At 38.4% G+C, this 21,360-nt stretch carries 25 protein-coding genes; 17 read left to right on the forward strand and 8 right to left on the reverse strand.

Annotated elements, in window-relative coordinates:
* Positions 1–144: 144 nt before the first annotated feature.
* Entirely contained in the window at positions 145–591 is a 447-nt protein-coding gene (locus LGQ90_RS10245) for a ferritin-like domain-containing protein (RefSeq protein WP_229340790.1), read from the reverse strand.
* A 272-nt stretch (positions 592–863) separates the two neighbouring features.
* Between LGQ90_RS10245 and LGQ90_RS10250 the strand changes: the two genes are divergently transcribed.
* Together LGQ90_RS10250 and rimM are read left to right on the forward strand one after the other, a co-directional pair.
* Positions 864–1,460, forward strand: a complete 597-nt coding sequence (locus LGQ90_RS10250; protein WP_229340792.1) for a 30S ribosomal protein S16 — start codon at positions 864–866, stop codon at positions 1,458–1,460.
* A gap of 14 nt (positions 1,461–1,474) precedes the next feature.
* Complete coding sequence (rimM, locus tag LGQ90_RS10255; protein ID WP_229340795.1) at positions 1,475–2,002, forward strand: ribosome maturation factor RimM; 528 nt, start codon at positions 1,475–1,477, stop codon at positions 2,000–2,002.
* 116 nt (positions 2,003–2,118) lie between these two features.
* On the opposite strand, the gene leuS is transcribed toward rimM, so the two are convergent.
* The gene (leuS, locus tag LGQ90_RS10260; protein WP_229340797.1) at positions 2,119–4,932 is read right to left on the reverse strand and encodes a leucine--tRNA ligase; all 2,814 of its coding nucleotides are present in this window, start codon (positions 4,930–4,932) and stop codon (positions 2,119–2,121) included.
* A 147-nt stretch (positions 4,933–5,079) separates the two neighbouring features.
* Positions 5,080–6,009, reverse strand: a complete 930-nt coding sequence (locus LGQ90_RS10265; protein ID WP_229340798.1) for a ketopantoate reductase family protein — start codon at positions 6,007–6,009, stop codon at positions 5,080–5,082.
* Positions 6,010–6,274: 265 nt separating this feature from the next.
* Here LGQ90_RS10265 and LGQ90_RS10270 point away from each other — a divergent pair, with 265 nt between their 5' ends.
* Entirely contained in the window at positions 6,275–6,508 is a 234-nt protein-coding gene (locus LGQ90_RS10270; protein WP_229340800.1) for a hypothetical protein, read from the forward strand.
* Between the two features lie 63 nt (positions 6,509–6,571).
* Here LGQ90_RS10270 and LGQ90_RS10275 read toward each other — a convergent pair whose 3' ends face one another.
* A complete protein-coding gene (locus LGQ90_RS10275) occupies positions 6,572–7,057 on the reverse strand; it encodes a YybH family protein (protein ID WP_229340802.1) in 486 nt (161 codons plus the stop codon).
* A gap of 153 nt (positions 7,058–7,210) precedes the next feature.
* Between LGQ90_RS10275 and LGQ90_RS10280 the strand changes: the two genes are divergently transcribed.
* Positions 7,211–7,834, forward strand: coding sequence for a peptidase associated/transthyretin-like domain-containing protein (locus tag LGQ90_RS10280; RefSeq protein WP_229340804.1), 624 nt, complete (start codon positions 7,211–7,213; stop codon positions 7,832–7,834).
* Between the two features lie 124 nt (positions 7,835–7,958).
* On the opposite strand, the gene LGQ90_RS10285 is transcribed toward LGQ90_RS10280, so the two are convergent.
* Positions 7,959–9,755, reverse strand: coding sequence for a DUF885 domain-containing protein (locus LGQ90_RS10285; protein ID WP_229340806.1), 1,797 nt, complete (start codon positions 9,753–9,755; stop codon positions 7,959–7,961).
* A gap of 206 nt (positions 9,756–9,961) precedes the next feature.
* Here LGQ90_RS10285 and LGQ90_RS10290 point away from each other — a divergent pair, with 206 nt between their 5' ends.
* Positions 9,962–10,342 carry a hypothetical protein gene (locus LGQ90_RS10290; protein WP_229340808.1) on the forward strand — a complete coding sequence of 127 codons (381 nt, stop codon included), beginning with the start codon at positions 9,962–9,964 and terminating at the stop codon, positions 10,340–10,342.
* 19 nt (positions 10,343–10,361) lie between these two features.
* On the forward strand, positions 10,362–10,838 hold the full coding sequence (locus LGQ90_RS10295; protein WP_229340810.1) for a PEGA domain-containing protein: 477 nt from the start codon (positions 10,362–10,364) through the stop codon (positions 10,836–10,838).
* Between the two features lie 68 nt (positions 10,839–10,906).
* On the opposite strand, the gene LGQ90_RS10300 is transcribed toward LGQ90_RS10295, so the two are convergent.
* The gene (locus LGQ90_RS10300) at positions 10,907–11,464 is read right to left on the reverse strand and encodes a hypothetical protein (protein ID WP_229340812.1); all 558 of its coding nucleotides are present in this window, start codon (positions 11,462–11,464) and stop codon (positions 10,907–10,909) included.
* Between the two features lie 285 nt (positions 11,465–11,749).
* Positions 11,750–13,066: an adenosylhomocysteinase gene (gene ahcY, locus LGQ90_RS10305; RefSeq protein ID WP_229340814.1), complete on the reverse strand. Its 1,317-nt coding sequence runs from the start codon at positions 13,064–13,066 to the stop codon at positions 11,750–11,752.
* A gap of 64 nt (positions 13,067–13,130) precedes the next feature.
* Here ahcY and LGQ90_RS10310 point away from each other — a divergent pair, with 64 nt between their 5' ends.
* From LGQ90_RS10310 to LGQ90_RS10360, 11 genes are all read left to right on the forward strand, one after another.
* Complete coding sequence (locus LGQ90_RS10310) at positions 13,131–13,778, forward strand: 4'-phosphopantetheinyl transferase family protein (RefSeq protein ID WP_229340816.1); 648 nt, start codon at positions 13,131–13,133, stop codon at positions 13,776–13,778.
* Entirely contained in the window at positions 13,778–14,494 is a 717-nt protein-coding gene (locus tag LGQ90_RS10315) for a phosphoglycerol geranylgeranyltransferase (protein ID WP_229340819.1), read from the forward strand. The genes LGQ90_RS10310 and LGQ90_RS10315 overlap by 1 nt, the downstream gene beginning before the upstream one ends.
* A gap of 203 nt (positions 14,495–14,697) precedes the next feature.
* A complete protein-coding gene (locus tag LGQ90_RS10320; RefSeq protein WP_229340821.1) occupies positions 14,698–15,084 on the forward strand; it encodes a VOC family protein in 387 nt (128 codons plus the stop codon).
* Between the two features lie 224 nt (positions 15,085–15,308).
* Positions 15,309–16,187, forward strand: a complete 879-nt coding sequence (locus LGQ90_RS10325; RefSeq protein ID WP_229340823.1) for a cell division protein FtsX — start codon at positions 15,309–15,311, stop codon at positions 16,185–16,187.
* A gap of 3 nt (positions 16,188–16,190) precedes the next feature.
* A complete protein-coding gene (locus tag LGQ90_RS10330) occupies positions 16,191–16,454 on the forward strand; it encodes a DUF3098 domain-containing protein (protein ID WP_229340826.1) in 264 nt (87 codons plus the stop codon).
* A 5-nt stretch (positions 16,455–16,459) separates the two neighbouring features.
* Positions 16,460–17,254: an undecaprenyl-diphosphate phosphatase gene (locus tag LGQ90_RS10335; protein ID WP_229340828.1), complete on the forward strand. Its 795-nt coding sequence runs from the start codon at positions 16,460–16,462 to the stop codon at positions 17,252–17,254.
* Positions 17,244–17,960 carry a tRNA pseudouridine(55) synthase TruB gene (gene truB, locus LGQ90_RS10340; RefSeq protein WP_229340830.1) on the forward strand — a complete coding sequence of 239 codons (717 nt, stop codon included), beginning with the start codon at positions 17,244–17,246 and terminating at the stop codon, positions 17,958–17,960. Before LGQ90_RS10335 ends, truB begins: the two co-directional genes overlap by 11 nt.
* 22 nt (positions 17,961–17,982) lie before the next feature.
* The gene (locus tag LGQ90_RS10345) at positions 17,983–18,711 is read left to right on the forward strand and encodes an energy transducer TonB family protein (protein WP_229340832.1); all 729 of its coding nucleotides are present in this window, start codon (positions 17,983–17,985) and stop codon (positions 18,709–18,711) included.
* A 2-nt stretch (positions 18,712–18,713) separates the two neighbouring features.
* Complete coding sequence (locus LGQ90_RS10350; protein WP_229340834.1) at positions 18,714–19,307, forward strand: DNA-3-methyladenine glycosylase I; 594 nt, start codon at positions 18,714–18,716, stop codon at positions 19,305–19,307.
* Complete coding sequence (locus tag LGQ90_RS10355; RefSeq protein WP_229340837.1) at positions 19,307–19,888, forward strand: hypothetical protein; 582 nt, start codon at positions 19,307–19,309, stop codon at positions 19,886–19,888. The genes LGQ90_RS10350 and LGQ90_RS10355 overlap by 1 nt, the downstream gene beginning before the upstream one ends.
* Positions 19,869–20,555, forward strand: coding sequence for a DUF2490 domain-containing protein (locus tag LGQ90_RS10360; RefSeq protein WP_229340839.1), 687 nt, complete (start codon positions 19,869–19,871; stop codon positions 20,553–20,555). The genes LGQ90_RS10355 and LGQ90_RS10360 overlap by 20 nt, the downstream gene beginning before the upstream one ends.
* Here the strand turns inward: LGQ90_RS10360 and aat are convergent.
* Positions 20,548–21,186 (reverse strand): leucyl/phenylalanyl-tRNA--protein transferase, encoded by a 639-nt coding sequence (gene aat, locus LGQ90_RS10365; RefSeq protein ID WP_229340841.1) that lies wholly within the window; start codon positions 21,184–21,186, stop codon positions 20,548–20,550. The genes LGQ90_RS10360 and aat overlap by 8 nt on opposite strands.
* Positions 21,187–21,360 lie beyond the last annotated feature (174 nt).

Raw genomic sequence — 21,360 nt, forward strand, 5'->3', positions numbered from 1 at the left:
TGAAAATTCAGATGATTTGTGAGGCCTGATACGAACACTAAAAACTACTACTACTTCAATCAAACATTGTTCGCATCTTATTTATAAAACTTCAGTAATTCATTTATATGGAAATTTACCGAAGCCTTTACTTGTAGTAAGATCCTAGGCTAAATTTTCCAGAGACTTTACTTCATTTAATGAAGCTACGATCGCATTTTTTTGTTTCATCAAGATATTCCCTGTAGATGCAGGAATTTCTGACTCTTTCAAGATATCCTCGTATTCTTCAACGGCTGCCTTTTCTCCACGAATCGCTTCCTCCAAAACTGATTCATCTTTATCACTGGAAAGACTGGCTTTCAGATTCATCCAGGTTCTGTGGGCATCTCCGGCCAAACTCGAACCTTTTTCAGGATTCTCTCCAAAATTTCTAATTTCAGACTTTAATTCATGTCCAAAATCATATCTTTCTTGTGCACGTTCAGAGAAAAAACTCTTTAAACGCTCATTCTTTACCTTTTCTGCCGCCAACTTGTATCCTTTCTCGGCATCATAATTCTTTTCCAGTAACTCATTTAGTTTTTTGGAAATTTCATTTGAATAACTCATAGCTTTAATTTTTCGATTTTTATTTGAGTAAATATAAGATCAGAAAACCGCCCCAACAACCTATTTAACAGGGTTTAGCACTAATTAACCTCTTTTAACAACAGGCTGTATTTTTAACCAAAAATCTTCCTAATTCTTATTAAACCGGAGGATGAAGTCAATTTAAATCTCCTCTTATAAATTAAAGAGTGAAAAACTATAAAATAATAAAAATGTCGTATCTTTGCCCACTTATTAATAACCGGGGTCGAGAACCCCAAAATTTAATTTTTATGCCAGTAAAAATAAGATTACAAAGACACGGTAAAAAAGGAAAACCTTTTTTCTGGATCGTAGCTGCGGATACCCGCGCTAAAAGAGACGGTAAATTTTTGGACAAATTGGGAATCTACAACCCTAACACGAATCCTGCTACTATCGAACTTGATGTAGATGGAGCTGTTAAGTGGTTGCAAAATGGTGCTCAACCCACAGATACCGCTCGTGCTATCCTTTCTTATAAAGGAGCTCTTCTTAAGAAACACCTTGCTGTAGGTGTGAAAAAAGGAGCTTTGACTGAAGAACAGGCTGAAGAGAAATTCAAGGCCTGGATGGAAGAAAAAGAAGGAAAGATCGGAGCTAAAAAAGATTCTTTAAGCAAAGCTCAGGAAGCTGAAAAAGCTAAAGCTCTAGAGGCTGAGAAAGAAGCTAACGCTAAGCGTGAAGCTGAATCAAAAGAAGCTGAAGAAGCTGAAGCGAAAGCTGCTGCTGAGGCTGAAGCTGCTGCAACTGCAGAAGCTACAGACGAGGCTACAGTAGAAGCTGCTGAAGAAGAAGTGGAAGCTGCAACTGCAGAAGAAGCTAAAACTGAAGACAAAAAAGACGCTTAAAACAGCAAGTTACGATGACTAAGGAAGAATGCTTCTATCTTGGAAGAATCGTAGCAAAATTTAGCTTTAAAGGCGAGGTGCTCATTAAACTGGACACCGATGAACCTGAAACTTACACAGAAATGGAATCAGTTTTCGTTGAATACAACAATAATCTGGTTCCATTTTTTATTGAAAGATCTTACCTGCACAAAAGTACACTCCTTCGTGCGAAATTTGAAGATATAGATACTGAAGATGATGCCGAAGATATGATTGGCACCGATGTATATCTCCCCCTGAGCGTGCTCCCCAAACTTCCCGAGGATAAATTCTACTTCCACGAGATCATTGGTTTTGATGTGGTAGACGCCACACATGGAAATATTGGACATATAGTTTCCATCAATGATTCTACTGCCCAGGCCCTATTCGAAATTGAAAAAGACGGCAAACAGATCCTTATTCCCATGAACGATGAATTCATCGAAAAAGTGGACAAGAAGAACAAGACAATTAAAGTGAAAACGCCGGAAGGACTTGTGGATCTTTACTTAGGCTAATCTCTCCTTACTATCTCTAACAACTAAAAGATGCTGAAACAAGTTCAGCATGTCCTAATTATATAAAAAAACCGCTCCCTTTTGAAAGCGGTCTGCAGTATTTTTCTATCCCAATATTAGCCTACGATATTCACAATTTTTCCGGGTACAACGATCACTTTTTTAGGAGTACGCCCTTCAAGCTGTTTCTGGGTACGCTCATCCCCTAATACCGTCTTTTCTATTTCATCTTTCGCCATATCCAGTGGAAGCTCCATGGTGAACCTCATTTTCCCGTTAAAAGAAACCGGATAGTTCTTTTTGCTTTCCACCAGGTATTTTTCTTCAAAAACAGGATAGGTAGCCGTAGTAATAGATTCGGAATGACCTACTTTTTCCCACAATTCCTCAGCAATATGCGGAGCATAAGGAGCGATTAAAATTGCCAGAGGCTCAAGAATTTCTCTGCTATTACATTTTTGAGCAGTCAGCTCATTTACGCAGATCATAAATGTTGAAACAGAAGTATTAAAGCTGAAATTCTCAATATCTTCCGTCACCTTTTTAATCGTCTTGTGCAAGGTCTTCAATGAATCTGCGGAAGCTTTATCATCTGAAATTGAGAATTCCTCTCCATTATGGTATAGCTTCCATAGCTTCTTCAGGAAATTATGTACTCCGGTGATTCCGGCAGTATTCCAGGGTTTCGCCTGCTCCAGCGGCCCGAGGAACATTTCATACATTCTTAAGGTATCTGCCCCGTAATCATTACAAATCTCATCTGGATTTACAACGTTATATTTAGACTTGGACATTTTCTCCACTTCTCTTCCAACAACATATTTCCCGTCTTCAGTCAGGAATTTCGCATCAGCGAATTCCGGGCGCCATTTCTTAAAACCTTCAATATCCAGTTCATCGGAAGCATTCACCAAAGAAACATCTGCATGAATTGGCTGCACATTATTACCCTTGATCTGATTCTTGGAAACAAAAACATTTTCTCCCTCCAGCCTGTACACAAAAGCACTGGTTCCAAGGATCATTCCCTGGTTGATCAGCTTTTTAAAAGGCTCTTCCACTGTTAGCCAGCCTCGATCATGTAAAAACTTCGTCCAGAATCTTGAGTATAACAAGTGACCGGTAGCATGCTCACTACCTCCAATATACAGGTCTACATTCTCCCAGTATTTCTGAGCTTCTTCTGAAACAAATCGATCCGGATTTCCGGAATCCATATATCTGAATAGGTACCAGCTGCTTCCTGCCCATCCCGGCATAGTATTCAATTCTAAAGAAAAAACAGTATTGTCATCGATCTTATCGTTCGACACTATTTCGTTTTTCTCTGTATCCCAGGCCCAATCCGTTGCATTTCCTAATGGCGGTTCGCCGGTTTCAGTTGGAAGATATTTTTCCACTTCAGGCAACCTTAAAGGAAGATGCTCCAGGTCTATCATTTTCGGCAGGCCATTCACATAATAAACCGGGAAAGGCTCTCCCCAGTATCGTTGGCGACTAAAAACTGCATCTCTTAGCCTGTAGTTTGTCTTTCCGTAACCCTGATCTGTTTTTTCCAGTTCGAGAATTACTTTATTAAGCGCTTCTTTATATTCAAGTCCGCTAAGGAAATCTGAATTTGCGATCACCGTGCCTTCTTTCCCCGCATAAGCCTCTTGCGAAACGTCAACATCTTTAAAAATATTGGTAATAGGTAGATCAAAATACCTGGCGAAATCATGGTCCCGCTGGTCGCCACAGGGAACGGCCATCACGGCTCCAGTCCCATAACCTGCTAAAACATAATCCCCGATCCAGATAGGAATAGATTCCCCGGTAAAAGGATGTTCTGCATAAGCACCGGTAAATACACCACTAATACTCTTTACATCGGCCATACGCTCACGCTCACTTCTCTTGGCTGTGGCAGTAATATAAGCTTCAACTTCTTCTTTTTGAGCATCGGTAGTGATCTTTTCAACCAGATCATGTTCTGGCGCCAGCGTCATGAACGTAACTCCAAAAATGGTATCGGGACGGGTGGTAAAAACTCCTACTTTATGATCTGTATCTTTAATTCTGAAATCGACATGTGCACCTACCGATTTTCCGATCCAGTTACGCTGACTTTCCTTCAAACTTTCGGTCCAGTCAATTTTATTAAGATCCTGGAGCAATCTTTCAGCGAATGCCGAAATCCTCATGCTCCATTGGGTCATTTTCTTTCGTACCACAGGATACCCTCCACGCTCAGAAACCCCGTTCACGATCTCATCGTTCGCCAGTACCGTTCCAAGTTGCGGACACCAGTTTACTTCTGCTTCCGCCAGGTAAGTAAGGCGATATTTTAGAAGGATTTGTTCTTTTTCATCAGCCGAATACGCTTTCCACGCTTCCGCAGAAAACTCTTCTATTTCTTCATCACAAGCGGCATTTAGCCTGGAATTACCTTCCGAAGAAAAAATTTCCTCAAGCTCAGTGATTGACCGGGATTTTTCAGCTTCATGGTCATACCAGCTTTCAAACAGCTGGATAAAGATCCACTGCGTCCACTTATAATAGTCTGGCTCGCTGGTTCTCACCTCACGACTCCAGTCGAATGAAAATCCGATCTTATCCAATTGCTCACGATAACGGGCAATATTATTTTCGGTAGTTAGCGCAGGATGCTGACCAGTTTGAATGGCGTATTGTTCTGCCGGAAGACCGAAACTGTCATATCCCTGCGGATGCAATACATTAAAACCTTTATGTCTTTTGAAGCGCGCATAAATATCACTGGCGATATACCCCAGCGGATGCCCTACATGCAGCCCCGCTCCCGAAGGATAAGGGAACATATCCAATACGTAATATTTTGGTTTATCAGAATCGTTTTCAGCTTTGAAAGTCTGGTTCTCTGCCCAGTATTTCTGCCATTTTTCCTCGATCTTATTAAAGTGGTAACTCATCTTCTGTCGCTTTCTTTTACATTTCGTCAAGCTGAACTTGATTCAGCTTCTAAAATAATACCCTGAATCAAGTTCAGGGTGACGTTTTTTAACCTGCCTGCAAAAATACAATTTTAAAGGACTTATGGGGAGGAATTGAAAGTTCTATTATTTCGATTTTCGGGCGGCTTCTTCCATAGGTTTCAGACACTCATAAATATACCGGTTCACCGGAGTTTCAATACCTAGCTTCTTCCCTTCTTTTACTATAAATCCATTGAAATTTTCTAATTCTGAAGGCTTGCCATTCATAATATCGCGCTGCGTGGAAGCCGTAGTGCCCTTTGGTTGAGAATTGATGATCTCGAATACCATTTCCAGGTGCTTTTCGTTAAGCGGAATGCCCCTGGCTTTACCAACTTCGATGATCTCCCTGGCCGAATTTCTCATCATCTCGTAAAGAAATTTATTCTCCCTGATCTTATCTACAGGAACACGAGTTAATCCACCGATACCACTCACTGTACAGATAAAGAGGAACTTTTTCCAGATCTCCAGCTGAATGTTTTCCGGAATATCATTTTCAATTCCTGCCTCATCCAGGGTTTCGTGAATTTTCATCACTCGATCTGATCTCGAATTATCACTTTCCCCGAAAACGATCTTTGGCTCATAAGCCGCATGTTTAATTTTACCAGGTTTTTCGATAAAACTTACCACAAAACAAAGACCGGCAAGCACATTCTCTTTCGGTAAAACTTCTATTAATTTTTCATAATTATCGGCTCCATTCTGAAGGGGCAAGACGATAGTATTTTTCTTTAAGATGGGTTTTAATTCCGAAGCGATCATAGGAATTTGCCAGGATTTAATTCCGAGAATGATAAGATCTGGTTTAGGAACTTTGGAAATATCAGAAGTGGCAACTTTTGGTTTCACTTTAAAATTCCCGTTGATGCTTTCAACTTCAAGCCCGTATTTCTGAATCTGCTTAAGATGCTCTCCCCTGGCGATCATACTTACATTTAGCCCTGCATTTGCGAGCTTTCCGCCAAAATATCCGCCAACGCCGCCAATCCCATAAACCAGTATTTCCATAGTTAGTTCGATTTATATCAAATTTAGGGAAGATTAAAATAACCATCCCCGCATTGAACAGCAAAATAAAAATCGGAAAGCATTGATAAATCTTTCATTTCATGCGCCTATCTGCATTTTTTACAGCCATTTAAATCGATAAATGACTTTTTCTGGATGTAATGATGTTGAGAAAATCAGTTATCGAAGTAGGGAGATTTTAATACCTGATTAAATGCGAAAGATTTTTTTCGTATCTTAATAGTTCTAACCAAAAACCAAAATTATGAAAGGCTCTTCCGGTAAACGCAGGTTGGTCAAGAAATATGTGTCTGATTTTATCTTCTCTGAAAAGACAAAATTTGTTCTTGACGGTACAAATTATCAGTTTTCAAATAATGAACCTGGTGGAAAATTTATAAAATTCAGATTAGAAAGAAGTCCGGGAAGTAAGAAACGCAAATTCGTATTTAAAGTTATCTATAAAATGATGAAGAACTTTCAGTCTTCATTGAATTAAAAAATAAAGCTCTTTCAAATATTTGAAAGAGCTTTATTTTTTATAGAAACTTTATCCAGCTAATTAATTGGTAGCGGTGGTATCATTTTCTTTATCGGTAATATTCATCACCTGTAGCTTCCAGTCATTATTCATTTTTTTCCAGATAAAAGTATAGGAACCCTGATAGGAAGCATTAGTACTGTCATTTTTTATACCATGCATATAGGTGCCGGCTTCATAAGCAACCTCATCACCTGAATATTCAACTTCTGGAGTAGTTTTGAGGTCTTTCATCATGGGCGCCGCATTTTTATACCAGGAACGAATACTGTCTGCACTCATACTTTGACCCTGCATATAAAGAACCGCATCTTTAGACGTAAGCGTGTCCAGCTCCTGTGGATTATTTCTATTCCAGGCAGCTATCCATTGCTTATTGGCTTCGGAAGGATCACGTAAATCGGCCTGCTCAGCCATGTCATCCATATCGTCAGTTTCTTTCTTTTCTTCATCACAACTGCTGAATAAAAGCAGGGCGAAAATGGGTAACAATTTGAATACTTTCATATAATTGGGTTTTGGTTAGACTTCAATTTACTCAAAAACAGGGAATTGAATTGATTCGGTCTTAATTTTTGGATCAAAGGAAAGTATTCAGCGTCAACTGGTTAGTTGACTGATAATCAATTTTTAAGTAAATTTAGGTAGAACATTATAGATATGGACTTAAGAATAATCATTTTCGGGATTTCACTCTTACTCTTTTCATGTGCCAGGTCGCAACAGCAACTAGCACCCATACTTGTGGGCGGACCTTGTGAGGGTTGTGAAGCTGTGCTGGAATATGGAAAACGTGATTTGAATGCGGTGGACACCCTTCCGGAATTCGCTTCTGCAGAAAATAAACTGAAGATCACCGGAACTATTTATGAAGCTGATGGCAGTACCCCTGCTGAAGATATTGTGCTTTATATTCATCATACCAATGCAGACGGTGTTTATCCTACCAAAGGGGATGAAAAAGACTGGGCTAAAAGACACGGCTACCTTAGAGGCTGGATTAAGACCGGGAAGGACGGGGAGTTTACTTTTTATACTCAAGTGCCGGCAGGTTATCCAGACCGTAGAACCCCGGCGCATATACATCCCTATATTCTGGAGCCTGACGGAAGCTATTATTATCTCTCAGCCTATTTCTTCGAAGATGATCCCCGCTTCACTAAAGATCATATGGAAGATCCTCCCCGGGGCAGTAAGGGTGTGGTTCAATTAACAAAGACAGGAAAAATGGCACTTATAGAAAGAGATTTTGTGCTGGGTCAGGGTATACCGGGTTATAAATAGAAAGGCCCGTCTGAAATTTTAATTATCCTCATCCTGAACTTGATTCAGGATCTCTAGAGAAGCTGAGTCAAGTTCAGCTTGACGGCTAAAATTCCAGAAAGGCTTTCTGCTATTTCTAAAAACTTTATTTCGCTTCTGCGATCCAGTTATCTATTTTATTTTCCAGTAACTGCAATGGTACACATCCGGTCTCCAATACTTCCTTGTGATATTCCCTGATATCGAAATTATCGCCTAATTCAGATTTTGCACGCTCTCTTAGCTCCTGGATCTTTAACTGACCTATTTTATAAGACAAGGCCTGTCCTGGATTGGCCATATATCTTTCAATTTCTGAAATTACACTGGCTTTTGGTTCCGCTTCATTATCCAGAGAATACTGGATTGCCTCCTCTCGGGTCCATCCTTTACTATGTAAACCTGTATCAACCACCAGGCGTACCGCACGATGCATTTCTGCACCCAACGTACCGAAATACTGGTAAGGGTCTGTATACAGTCCTAACTCTTTTCCTAAAGATTCTGAATATAAGGCCCAGCCTTCACCATAACCGCTATACCAGAGGGTCTTTCTGAAATCTGGTAAATCTTCATTTTCCTGGGTTAAAGAAACCTGGTAGTGATGTCCCGGGATGGCTTCATGCAGAAATAAGGATTCATCGCTATATACATTATAAGTTGCAGCATCGGGAATTGGCACATAAAAAATTCCTGGTCTTGTTCCATCAAGGGAGCCGGGGTTATATTCTGCGCTCGCCGAATTTTCACGAAATGCTTCCGTTCTTCTAACTTCAAATTCTGTTCTTGGAGTAACACTAAAAAGTTTATCGATGTTTGGCTTCATAGTTTCATGGATCTCCTCAAAATTTGCGATCACTTCTTCCGGTTTTGTAAAAGGCATCAATTCTTTGTTTTCACGCACATGATTGAAAAAGGATTTTAGATCTCCCTCATATCCAACTTCTTTTTTCACTTTCTCCATTTCCTTTGAGATCCTCGCCACTTCATCCAGACCGAGCTGATGAATTTCTTCCGCAGTCATATTGGTAGTGGTATAAAGCTTTATCTGGTGTTTGTAGTAGGCTTCTCCTTCAGGAATATCTGCTATTCCACTTGATTTTCGTCCCTTTGGCAAATAATCCTGCTTTAAAAAAGAATACATTTTTTTATATTGCGGAATCACTTTTTCGGTGATCATGGTTTTATATTCTTCCGTAATTCTCTGCTTTTCTTCTTCTGAAAAACTATCCGGAAAATTATTCACCGGTCCATAGAACAAATGCTCTTCGACATTAGAACCAGTCATAGACTCCATTTGCGGGATTACTTTCTGAATTAAGGATGCCGGTAACACATAGCCTTTCTCCATACCTTCACGCATATTCTTTTCGGCTGAATCCATCCAGGTTAAAAAACCATCTACGCGTTCTAGCCAGTTTTCATAATCTTCTACAGTTTTGAAGGGTTGTGCACCTACCCCACTGGCCAATTGTCCCATAAAAAGATTTACAGACCACATTTGGTCTACAGGAATGTATTTGGATTTTTTAAATTCCATAGAAGCAAGATTGATATCGCACTCCCAAAGCAGGATATCCTTACTCATTTTTTCGGTATCACTAAGATCTTCGTCATTTATAGAATTAACCTCGTCTCTGTACTTCGTATAGTAATTTCTCAAACTGTCTTGATATTCTGAAGAAAGGAAATCTGGAAACTTATAATTATAGCGCATATCTCCAGAGGTGGTGGCTGAAATAGGATTGAGTTTCAACCCATCTTCATAATAATTGTTCAGAATAGAGTCGAACTTTGCACTCACCTGAGCGGCCTCTTTTTCTGCGGAAGCTTTAGAATCTTCATTTTTACAGCCAACGAAGCAAACAACCAACAGAATAGCAAAAATTAATTTCTTGTACATATTAAAATTTTTATAGTAATGTTCTAAGGTAGATAAAATCCCATTGTAGTTTTTATTAAGAATTTTTTGAAGTGTACTAAAAAAATAACTGTTAGGTGTAAAACCAATTGCTTTTTAATATAAATTCGTCTTCCGAAAATTAAAAATTTTTAATAGGGCTCAACTGAAGAGCCTTATTAACAGGGATATAACACATTAAAAATGAAATGAAAAAATTATTCTTTTTACTGCTTATCGGGCTTGTAAGTTGTAGCCCGAAAATCAAATCTAATTTTACTAACACACAACCGAAATTATCAATTGACCAGGAGGTGGCTTTGCTGGATATTGATCATCATCTTCCCGAAAATATCTTAAAAATTGGTAATCTCAAATTCCAGGATTCAGGATTCTCAACTGATTGTAGTTTTAATAGTATTATGAATCAGGCCAGAAAAACTGCTAGAGAGAATGGTGCCAACATTGTAAAAGTAGTTGGAAAAAAGAAACCTGATATCTGGAGCAGCTGTTATCGTCTTGATATCGAGCTATACAAATTTGAAGGCGATGTGTCGAGCTTGCCTCAATACGAACTAACTCTCGACTAACCTAATTTTGAACTTATAAATGAAAAATCTAATTAAAATTTTACCTCTGGTTAGCTTTTTATTGCTACAAAGCTGCGCTACGATTGTATCGGGTTCCAGACAAACCGTTAAGTTTAACTCTATTCCGGCTGCGGCTACAGTTTTTATCAACGAAGTTGAAGTTGGTAAAACTCCTGTAGAAAAAGATCTTAAGAGAAATCAGGAATATCAGGTTCTTATAAAAATGGATGGTTATAAATCCTATAAGACCACGCTTTCTAAAAAATTCAATGAGTGGTATATAGGGAATATAGTATTTGGAGGTCTTATTGGTCTTGTGGTAGATCCTATTACAGGAGCGATGTATAAACTAACTCCTAATGAATTAACTGCCAGATTAGAAAATGATAATTCTGATGTAGTATTCAAAGATGGAGGAAAAGATATACATATTAGCGTAAGCCTTAATATTGATCCTACATGGGAAAAGGTAGGACAACTTGAAAAAGCTGAATAAAATATTACTGATTATTCAAATAAAAGCCTCGCAATTTGCGAGGCTTTTTACTATGAAAAGAAGTTTTTTTAGTTACCTATTCCAAAAGTAGAAACAATGGTACTTTTTTCATCTAAGGAATTCGGGTTCCTTACGATAATTCCGTATTCACCATCTTCAATTTCCGGTACAGTAATGATATAAGAAGATTCTCCAAATTTTCGACCCTGAAACATTATGTAGTCAAGATTATTATTTGATCCTCCTGAAAATGTTCCGGTAGAAGATAATTCTGCTTTTCTAACTTTTCTGTTATTATCAAATCTGAACAAACTAATAATAGAAAGCGGATCTGTCTGGTTATCTACAGATCTTACAACGATATCCAGGCTTTTGTTAGTAGCAGTTCTTGTATTGGAGCAACAACCATCAACTTCTATTTTTGATTTTACCTTACCTATCCCAACGATATAAACACTGGCTCCGGCTTTAGTTTTAATTTTTACAGTTTCTTTTTCTAAGGGGAGGCTAGTAGAATCTGATTTAAGAATAAAAGCTTCTCCAATAAAGTCAGGCTCTTTTAAGTTTTGAGCCCCGGCTATGCTGCAGCTTAAAAAAACCGCAACTAGTAATACAAAATTTTTCATGAAATTGGTTTAAGAATGTGCCTACTCTTATAGGTTTTCGGCTTCCCCTGTTTTAAAAATTTTAATTACGAGATCAAATTAATTCTCCAATCGTAATCCACCTTCAAAACAGTATAGGGCTGTTAATCCTCAACACAGATCAGTAATATTCAAAGGGTTAAAATAATATTTTTTTTTAAATTTCAACTGTTTGGTCTAAAAATTATCAATGATAAATAAAAAAAGCCACGCAATTTGCGAGGCTTTTTTTGTCTAATTTCTTAGATCTTAAGTCTAAGATCTATTCTAATATCTGTAATATTCCGGTTTGTAAGGTCCTTCAACCGTTACACCGATGTAATCAGCCTGATCTTGTTTAAGCTCGGTAAGCTCAACACCAATTCTTTCCAGGTGAAGTTTAGCTACCTTTTCATCCAAATGCTTAGGAAGCATATAAACTTCATTTTTATATTGATCGGTATTTTTCCAAAGTTCGATCTGAGCCAAAGTCTGGTTTGTAAATGAATTACTCATTACAAAACTTGGATGTCCTGTAGCGCAACCAAGGTTCACTAAACGACCTTCAGCAAGAAGGATGATATCTTTTCCGTTGATCGTATACTTGTCAACCTGTGGCTTGATCTCTACTTTAGAATCTCCATGATTGTTATTCAACCAGGCTACCGCGATCTCATTATCGAAATGGCCAATATTGGCAACGATGGTCTTGTCTTTCATCGCTTCAAAATGCTCCGGACGAACGATATCTTTATTTCCGGTAGTAGTGATTACGATATCTGCCTTTGGAAGTACGGTTTCAAGTTTTTTCACTTCAAAACCATCCATTGCCGCCTGAAGTGCACATATTGGATCAATTTCAGTAACAGTTACTATAGAACCTGCTCCTTTAAAAGACTGAGCAGTTCCTTTACCAACATCACCGTATCCACAAACAACTACACGCTTACCGGCAAGCATTACATCTGTAGCACGACGAATCGCATCTACTGCACTCTCACGACATCCATATTTATTGTCAAATTTTGATTTTGTTACCGAGTCGTTTACATTGATCGCAGGCATAGGAAGTGTTCCTTTCTTCATACGCTCATACAGTCTGTGAACTCCGGTAGTAGTTTCTTCAGAAAGTCCTTTGATTCCTTTCCCAAGTTCAGGATATTCATCGAGAACCATATTGGTAAGATCTCCTCCATCATCAAGAATCATGTTCAAAGGTTTGCGATCTTCTCCAAAGAAAAGAGTTTGTTCGATACACCAGTTAAATTCTTCTTCCGTCATTCCTTTCCAGGCGTAAACCGGAATTCCAGCAGCGGCGATAGCAGCGGCAGCATGATCCTGGGTAGAGAAAATATTACATGAACTCCAGGTAACCTCAGCTCCAAGTTCTACAAGAGTTTCAATAAGAACTGCCGTTTGTATGGTCATATGTAAACATCCCGCAATTCTTGCTCCTTTTAAAGGCTTAGATTCTCCATATTCTGCACGAAGCGCCATAAGACCTGGCATTTCAGCTTCAGCAAGTTCTATTTCACGACGTCCATATTCTGCAAGCTCAATATCTTTTACTTTATAGGCCGTATACGGTACTGTTTTAGTTGACATATTATTATATTTGAATATTAGCAATTTTTGTGCTTGCAAAAATAAGGAAAAGCTTAGAAATTTTATGCCTCTTTATAAAACAATAACAGTTGATGAACATACTAAAGTCTTCATTTGGAAGGTGGAAGAATCTTTGGAATGGCTGTCTCATGGAATAGAATTAACCGAACATTGCCGTAAAAGAGTGGACGGTATGAAATCTGAAATTCATCGGCGTGGTTTTATGAGCATCAGGCATTTGCTTGCCGAAGCCGGTTATATAGATCATGATCTTTATTATGACAAGCTGGGAAAACCCCATCTTAAGGATGATAAATATATTTCCATAACCCATTCCTTTAATTTTACCGCAATCATCATTAGCAACAAAGATGTAGGGATAGATATTGAAAAGCAACGAAACAAGATCCTGAAAATTGCCAGTAAATTCACTCCTTTGGATGAATACCATACCCTCGCCAACGAGGAGGCCTTAATTCGAAAACTCACTATTGTCTGGGGAGCTAAGGAATCGGTTTATAAAATGCTGGCTCAACCTGGAATTGGGTTTTTACAACATATCAATGTAACAGATTTTGATTTTGATGATGCTGAAACCACTACTCATGTAAGATATAATGGGATCGATGCCTGGTTTGATATCAGTTTTCTGGAATTTGAGAATTTTACCTGCGTGCATGCGATGTCCTCCAGTTCTAATTCGAAAGCCTAATGGTCGAGGTGCAATCTTATCTGGAAGAAATTCAGCAGGCAGCCTTTGAAAATAGGAAATTGCTCGCGGCACTTATAGATCCTGATAAATTTGATGAATCAAAAGTTTCTGAATTTGTTCAGAAATTGCCAAAAGATGCGACTCATATCTTTATTGGCGGAAGTACGGTAGAAAAAGATAGAACCTGTGCTGTGGTTAAAACTATTAAAAATGTTTCGAAATTACCTCTAATCCTGTTTCCGGGAGATCATAGCCAAATTTCTTCTCATGCAGATGCTTTACTTTTCTTAAGTCTTATTTCCGGAAGAAATCCCGAGTTCCTCATTGAACAACAGGTACGTTCTGTAGAAAAGATAAAAAATACCAATCTTGAGATTATTCCCACCGGTTATATTTTGATCGACGGAGGGAGAGAAACTTCAGTTGAAAGGGTGAGTAAAACCATTCCTTTATCCCAAAATGACATTCAGCAAATTGTAAATACGGCACTGGCCGGGCAATATTCGGGAAAAAAACTGATCTACCTGGAAGCAGGTAGCGGAGCAAAATTCCCTGTTTCTTCAGCAATAATTCAGGCAGTAAAAGCGGCATTAGATATTCCAATTATTGTGGGTGGCGGCATCCGCAGCACACAACAACTTCAGTTATCTTATGATGCCGGAGCAGATCTGGTGGTGATCGGGACTGCTTTTGAAAATGATTCTTTTCAGGCGTAATCAATATTTGAAGTCAGTTCGACCGTACTTCGACAGGCTCAGTGCTACAAATATTCAAATGTCATTTCGACTGCATGTAAAAATCTCTAATAAGTAGTTTCCAAAATAAATGCAGGTTGTACTAATTTTTAAGTCAGAGGACTTATCTAGAATTCAGCAATTAATTTTAAATTTAATGGTATTTAACCTTAAATCAATTAGTTATGAATATCGAAAATCCTGTAGTCTGGTTTGAGATTTACGTAAACGACTTAAGCCGTGCTAAATCTTTCTACGAACAAGTTTTTAAAACAGAATTATCTGAATTAGGAGATCCATCCAATGATGAATTAAAAATGATGGCGTTCCCGGGCAATATGGAATCTAAAGGTAAAACCACTGGAGCTTTAGTCCAGGTTAAAGGCATGGAAGCTGGATGTAATAGTACTATTGTTTATTTTGGAAGTAAAGATTGCAGTATTGAAGAATCCCGGGTTAAAGACGCCGGCGGGGAACTTGTAAGACCGAAAATGTCTATTGGCGAATATGGATTTATAAGTCTGGCTAAAGATACCGAAGGCAATATGATCGGGATTCACTCCATGGAATAGCTTGATTTCAGCATTTCGCCGAGTTTAGGATTACAGGTTTTCAAAAGATACTGAACATTCACATTCTTAATCATTTTTTAGGTAACAATGCAAATGAGAAAGTTTACTAAAAGCCTATGTATAAAAGAAAAAACTTGGATTCCCAATATTTTTAAAAGTTTAAACGTTTTAAAGATTGAGAAAGCCGAACTTTCTTATTTTTACAAAAAATCTGAAGTCACTCTATGACCACATCTTTTGAAAGGTATCAGAAACGCCGACTCATATCTTCCTATTTTTCAGTAGTTATCAGTATTTCACTGGTGCTTTTCCTATTAGGAATGCTAGGTCTTTTGGTATTGAACACCAAAAAAGTAGCCGATCATTTTAAAGAACAGATCGCCCTTACGGTTTACCTGAAAGACACTGCGAAGGAAGTTGAGATCGAGCAATTGAAGAAAAGCCTTGCAATGGCCGATTATACCAAATCAACCACTTACGTTTCCAAGGAGGAAGCAGCAGCAGCTCATAGTGAAGAAATTGGCGAAGATTTCATGGAATTCCTGGGCTACAATCCACTGCAGAATTCTATCGATGTTTATATGAATGCCGATTTTGTTTCTTCTGAACAGGTAGACAAGATCGCTGAAGATCTTACCTCAAAGAATTTTGTAGACGAAGTAGTTTATGATAAACCTCTTATTGCCCTACTCAACGATAATGTAAAAAAGATTAGTTTCTGGGTTTTAGTAGCCAGTTCCGTATTTACATTTATCGCTGTTCTATTGATCAACAGCAGTATCAGACTTGCCGTATATTCCAAAAGATTTATCATTAAAACCATGCAAATGGTTGGTGCGACTAAAGGTTTTATAAGAAGACCATTTATCTGGCAAAGTGTAAAATTAGGCTTAATCGGTGCTATTTTGGCCTTGATAGGAATGGCCGCCGTACTTTACTATCTAAACAACAGTTTCACAGAACTTAATCTTCTGGGAGATATAAAAATGCTGGTAATTCTCTTCTCCGGGATTTTCCTGATGGGAATTGTAATTACATGGATAAGTACGTATTTTGCAACCTCGCGTTTTCTTAATTTGAAAACGGACGAACTTTATTATTAGAAGATGAAAAAGGATAAAGAAATACATAATGGAGGAAGCTTTAACACCGGTTTTGTATTCGGAAAGAAGAACTACACCTTCATGTTTATAGGGATGGCTGTCATCGCCTTAGGCTTTATATTAATGTCTGGCGGTGGTAGCGAAGACCCAAATGAGTTCAATGACGCCATTTATAATTTTCAAAGAATTCGACTTGCTCCAGCCATGGTGCTGATTGGCTTTGCCATCGAGGTTTACGCCATTTTGTTGAATCCCCATAAAAAATAAGCAGTTTGGACATATTAGATGCTTTGATCCTTGGAATAATTCAGGGTCTTACCGAATTTTTACCCGTTTCTTCCAGCGGACATTTAGAATTGGGGAAAGCTATTCTAGGAGACACCAGTGTTCCTGAAGAATCCCTGTTATTCACCGTAGTACTTCACTTTGCAACAGCCTTGAGTACTTTGGTAGTGTTCAGAAAAGATGTTCTTGAGATCATTGGTGGTTTACTTAGTTTCAAATGGAATGAAGAAACCCAATTCTCCTTGAAGATCATCGTTTCCATGCTTCCTGCAGTAATCGTAGGGCTTTTATTCGAGGAACAATTAGAAGCTTTATTTGGTGGAAATATTCTTTTTGTAGGATTTATGCTTTTAATAACTGCACTTCTATTATGGTTGGCCGATAAAGCCAAAAATACCGGAAAGAAAGTAAGCTACAGCAATGCATTTGTAATAGGAGTTTCTCAGGCTATCGCCATGTTACCGGGAATTTCCCGAAGCGGGGCTACCATCTCAACTTCAGTATTATTGGGGAATGACAAAACTAAGGCTGCAAGGTTTTCATTTTTAATGGTCGTTCCATTAATCTTCGGAAAGATCGCTAAAGATCTTTTGAGTGGAGAATTAATGGCTAGTTCCACCGATTTTTCAATTTTAGCAGTTGGTTTTATAGCAGCATTCCTGGCGGGTCTTGTAGCCTGTACCTGGATGATCTCCCTGGTTAAAAAGAGTAAGCTATCATGGTTTGCTATCTATTGTTTTGTAGTGGGACTCGCGGCGATTACTTTTGCATATGCACAATAAGGAATTTACTCCCGAAGAATTCAAGACCGGACAGGTGTTACTTTTTGACAAACCTTTGAACTGGACCTCATTTCAGGTTGTAAATAAGGTTAGATGGCTTATTAGAAAAAGCTGCAATATCAAAAAGATAAAAGTTGGTCACGCAGGAACATTAGATCCGCTGGCAACGGGGTTACTCATTATCTGCACAGGTAAATTCACCAAGACGATTCCTGACCTTCAGGGGCAGATCAAAGAATACACAGGAACTTTTACTTTAGGAGCCACTACTCCATCTTTTGACCTGGAAACCGAAATTGATCAGGATTTCCCCACAAAACATATATCTGAAAAATTTCTACAGGATACTTCCAAAAAATTCATTGGCGAAATTGAGCAAACTCCGCCGGTATTCTCTGCTTTAAAAAAAGACGGAAAAAGACTTTATGAATATGCCCGGGAAGGCAAGGAAGTTGAAGTAAAGTCAAGAAAGGTAGAAATTTCGGAATTTGAGATAGACTCAAGTAACTTTCCGCAGATAGGTTTCAGAGTGGTTTGCAGCAAGGGAACTTACATTAGAAGTCTCGCCCACGAATTTGGTCAGGCTTTAGATAGCGGTGCGCATCTTTCAGAATTAAGAAGAACTGCAATTGGTGATTATTCTGTAGAAGAAGCGATGGATATAGAATCTTTCGAAAAATTGCTACCTTCACGAGAGAATAATTAAGTCGACTGACTGTTAATTAGATATGGAATTTTTCGAGAACTTTTTCGACAAGCATAAGGCGCTTATCATAACTTCGCTTCTGTTTGCTATCCTGATGCTGGCATTATATAATTTTAATCTTGCCAATAGTAATCAGCAAACTGCAGAGATGTTGGTGGATCTTGAACAATTCAAAGTTGAGGAAGAGGAAAAAGCAGAACCTGAAAAGCAGGAAGAAACTCCAAAAAGAAATCCGCGGGATGTTCAAACCCACCAGGCCTATAATCAGGACAAAGAAACCCGGGAAGCAGATTTTAAAAATCAACTGGATAAGATATTCGAAAAAAATAGTGCCGAGCAGGAACAGGCAGAAAATGAGGATACTGAAGGTTCTAGCGGTAATTATTCGGTAAACAGGAAAAATTCTGAAGAGCAGAAAAAACGTTCAGACGGAGATGATTCTGCAGAAGAAACTTCTCAGAGCTCTGCCGCATACGATTATAGTTCTATTTCATTTTCATTAAAAGGGAGACGGGCAGTAAAAATCCCAAATCCGGTGTACACCTGTGATACAGCAGGAAAAGTTGTAATAAATATTACCGTGGACGCCAATGGATATGTTATAGATTCATCAGTAAACAAAGGGAGTTCAACTACTTCTAACGAATGTTTAACAGATCGTGCCCTGGAATATTCTGCCGGAGCAAGATTTAGCAAACTGGCAGGTAGGAATTCTCAACCCGGTACCATCACTTATCACTTTAGATCTTAATTATGGCAGAATTAAAACGTTGTGGCTGGTGTGAAGGCGATCCTTTGTATGAAGCCTATCACGATCACGAATGGGGCATCCCCGTACTTGACGATGATACCCTGTTTGAATTTCTTACCCTGGAAACCTTTCAGGCGGGATTGAGCTGGATCACTATTTTACGGAAACGGAATAACTTTAGAGAAGCTTTTGATAATTTCGATTATCGAAAAATTGCACAATATAAAGATGCGAAGGTGACCGAGCTAATGCAGGATGCCGGTATCATCAGGAATCAAATGAAGATTCGGGCGGCCGTTACCAATGCTCAAAGATTTATGATGATCCAGGATGAATTTGGCAGCTTTTCCAAATATATCTGGGAATTTGTAGAAGGAGAACCTATTCAGAACGAAGTAGAAGATTACAAAAAAGCACCGGCAACCACAGAAATTAGCGATAAACTAAGTAAAGATCTCAAAAAAAGAGGATTCAAGTTTGTTGGCTCAACAGTGATCTATGCACATATGCAGGCTACCGGAATGGTGAACGATCACCAGGTAGATTGTTTCAGATATAAGCCCGTAAAAGAATTAGGTAAAAAAGTTAACCTGTAATGAAACATTTGTTACTTCTATTCATTTATATTCTGCCGATTTTTGCTCTTGCTCAGGACAATAAGATCGAAAAGGAAGATCGCATAAAGCTGGAAGAAATGCCGGAAAGTGTTTCATTATTTCTGAAGGAGAACCTTCCGGAAAATATAAAGAAAGTCCGCTATTATTATGAAACAGATGGACAAAAAAAAAGCTATGAAGCCAAATTCAAATATGAACGGTACAACTTCAGTGTAGAATTTAATAAGGATGGAAATCTTGAAGATGTTGAAATTACTGCGAAAAAAAACGAACTAATCAAACTGGTTTATGACAATATAGAAGCCCACCTCGAACAAAATCACGAGCGATTCCGAATTGAAAAAATTCAGGCTCAATATTTATCAAAAGATGGGGATGCTAAGAATACGTTTTACCGCAGTATTAATTTTCGAAAACTTCAACCAGATAATTATGAATTAATAGTGGCAACAAAAGATAAGGGAAAGCTTGAAAAATTCGAAATGCTCTTTGATGAAATGGGAATTTTTGAAGAACAACGAAAAATTATAAGGAATTCCTATGACTATCTTCTCTTCTAAAAAATTCCTCCTTCTTCCATTTTTACTACTTTCCGGATTATTGTTTTCTCAAGAGGATTTCTCTGTATATGCAGAACCTGAATTCTCTCTTAATATTGAAAGTGATAGCAGATGGTCTTATAATTTTGGAGTTGGGAACAGAAATCTGATTTTACAGAACGAAACAGATCAACTCAGAGTACAACATCTCGAACTCAGCCAGTTTACGAGTTATGAGGTTGGTTTTTACAGCAAGCTTAGTTTGGGGCTAAGATATAGATTCAGGGAAGTTTTTGAGGACAGCCGGGAAGATGAAATTCGAATAACCCAGCAATATGGCCGCAGCCGGAAATTCAATCGGGTGAAAATTGCCCACAGAATTAGATTTGAAGAGCGTTTTCGTGAACAGACCAGTTTTAGAAGTCGTTATGAATTTTCAGTAGAATTTCCTTTAAGTGGAGACAGAGTAGATGAGAAAGAGTTTTTTATGGTTACCAATACTGAAGCATTATGGAGTATGGGAAAACAACAAAAACCATCTTTTGAGCATCGTTTCGGGATTTCTGTAGGTAACGAACTATTTAGGAATACAAAGCTTGATATTGGCCTGGAATATCGTCTTGATGATTATACACAAGCTACCACCCACGAATTGTTTATTCTTACGGGAATTAACCTCTCTATTTGAGGAATTTCAAAAACTCCTCTCTCGGAATTTCCTCTGCACCCAGACTTTCCAGATGACTGGTATAGATCTGGCAATCTATAAGTTTTACTCCTTCATTTTTCAGTTTTTGAACCAGTTTAATAAAACCAAATTTTGAAGCATTGCTGGCTTTTGCGAACATGCTTTCGCCACAGAAGACATGTTTATCTTTTAGATAGATTCCATAGAGTCCACCAACCAAGTTATCTTTATCCCACACCTCAACAGACTGAGCTAAACCTTGTTGATATAGCTGAAGATAATTCTCTTTGATCTCGGGGGTGATCCAGGTCCCATCCTGCCCTTTTCTATCAACCTGTCCACAATTCTCGATCACTTTTTCGAAATTCTTATTGAAAGTCACCTGAAATTTATCCTGATTCAGGAAAGGCCGCATGCTTTTGGCAATTTTCAGATTCTCCGGATAAAGAACCATTCTTGGATCTGGTGACCACCATAGCACCGGCTGCCCTTTATTATACCAGGGAAAGATACCTTTATAATAAGCCTCTTCTAACCTTTCAGGGCTTATATCCCTGCTCACTGCAAGCAAACCCTCGCTGTCTGCGAATGTTACCGGTGGCAATTCCTGATTTGGATAGATAAAGTACAATTGCTTTTCTTTTTAAGGCTGAAAATAAAAAAGTCCGGTGATTTATTCAACCGGACTTTAGTTTAAATAGGTCGAACTTCGACAAGCTCAGTTCTACAAATGATATTTAATGTGTCATCTCGAACGAAGTGAGAGATCTCAATAGATTTCTCCCGTTGGTCGAAATGACTAAAT

The organism is Christiangramia sediminis, from assembly GCF_020552705.1.
In the GTDB taxonomy this organism is placed as follows: domain Bacteria; phylum Bacteroidota; class Bacteroidia; order Flavobacteriales; family Flavobacteriaceae; genus Christiangramia; species Christiangramia sediminis.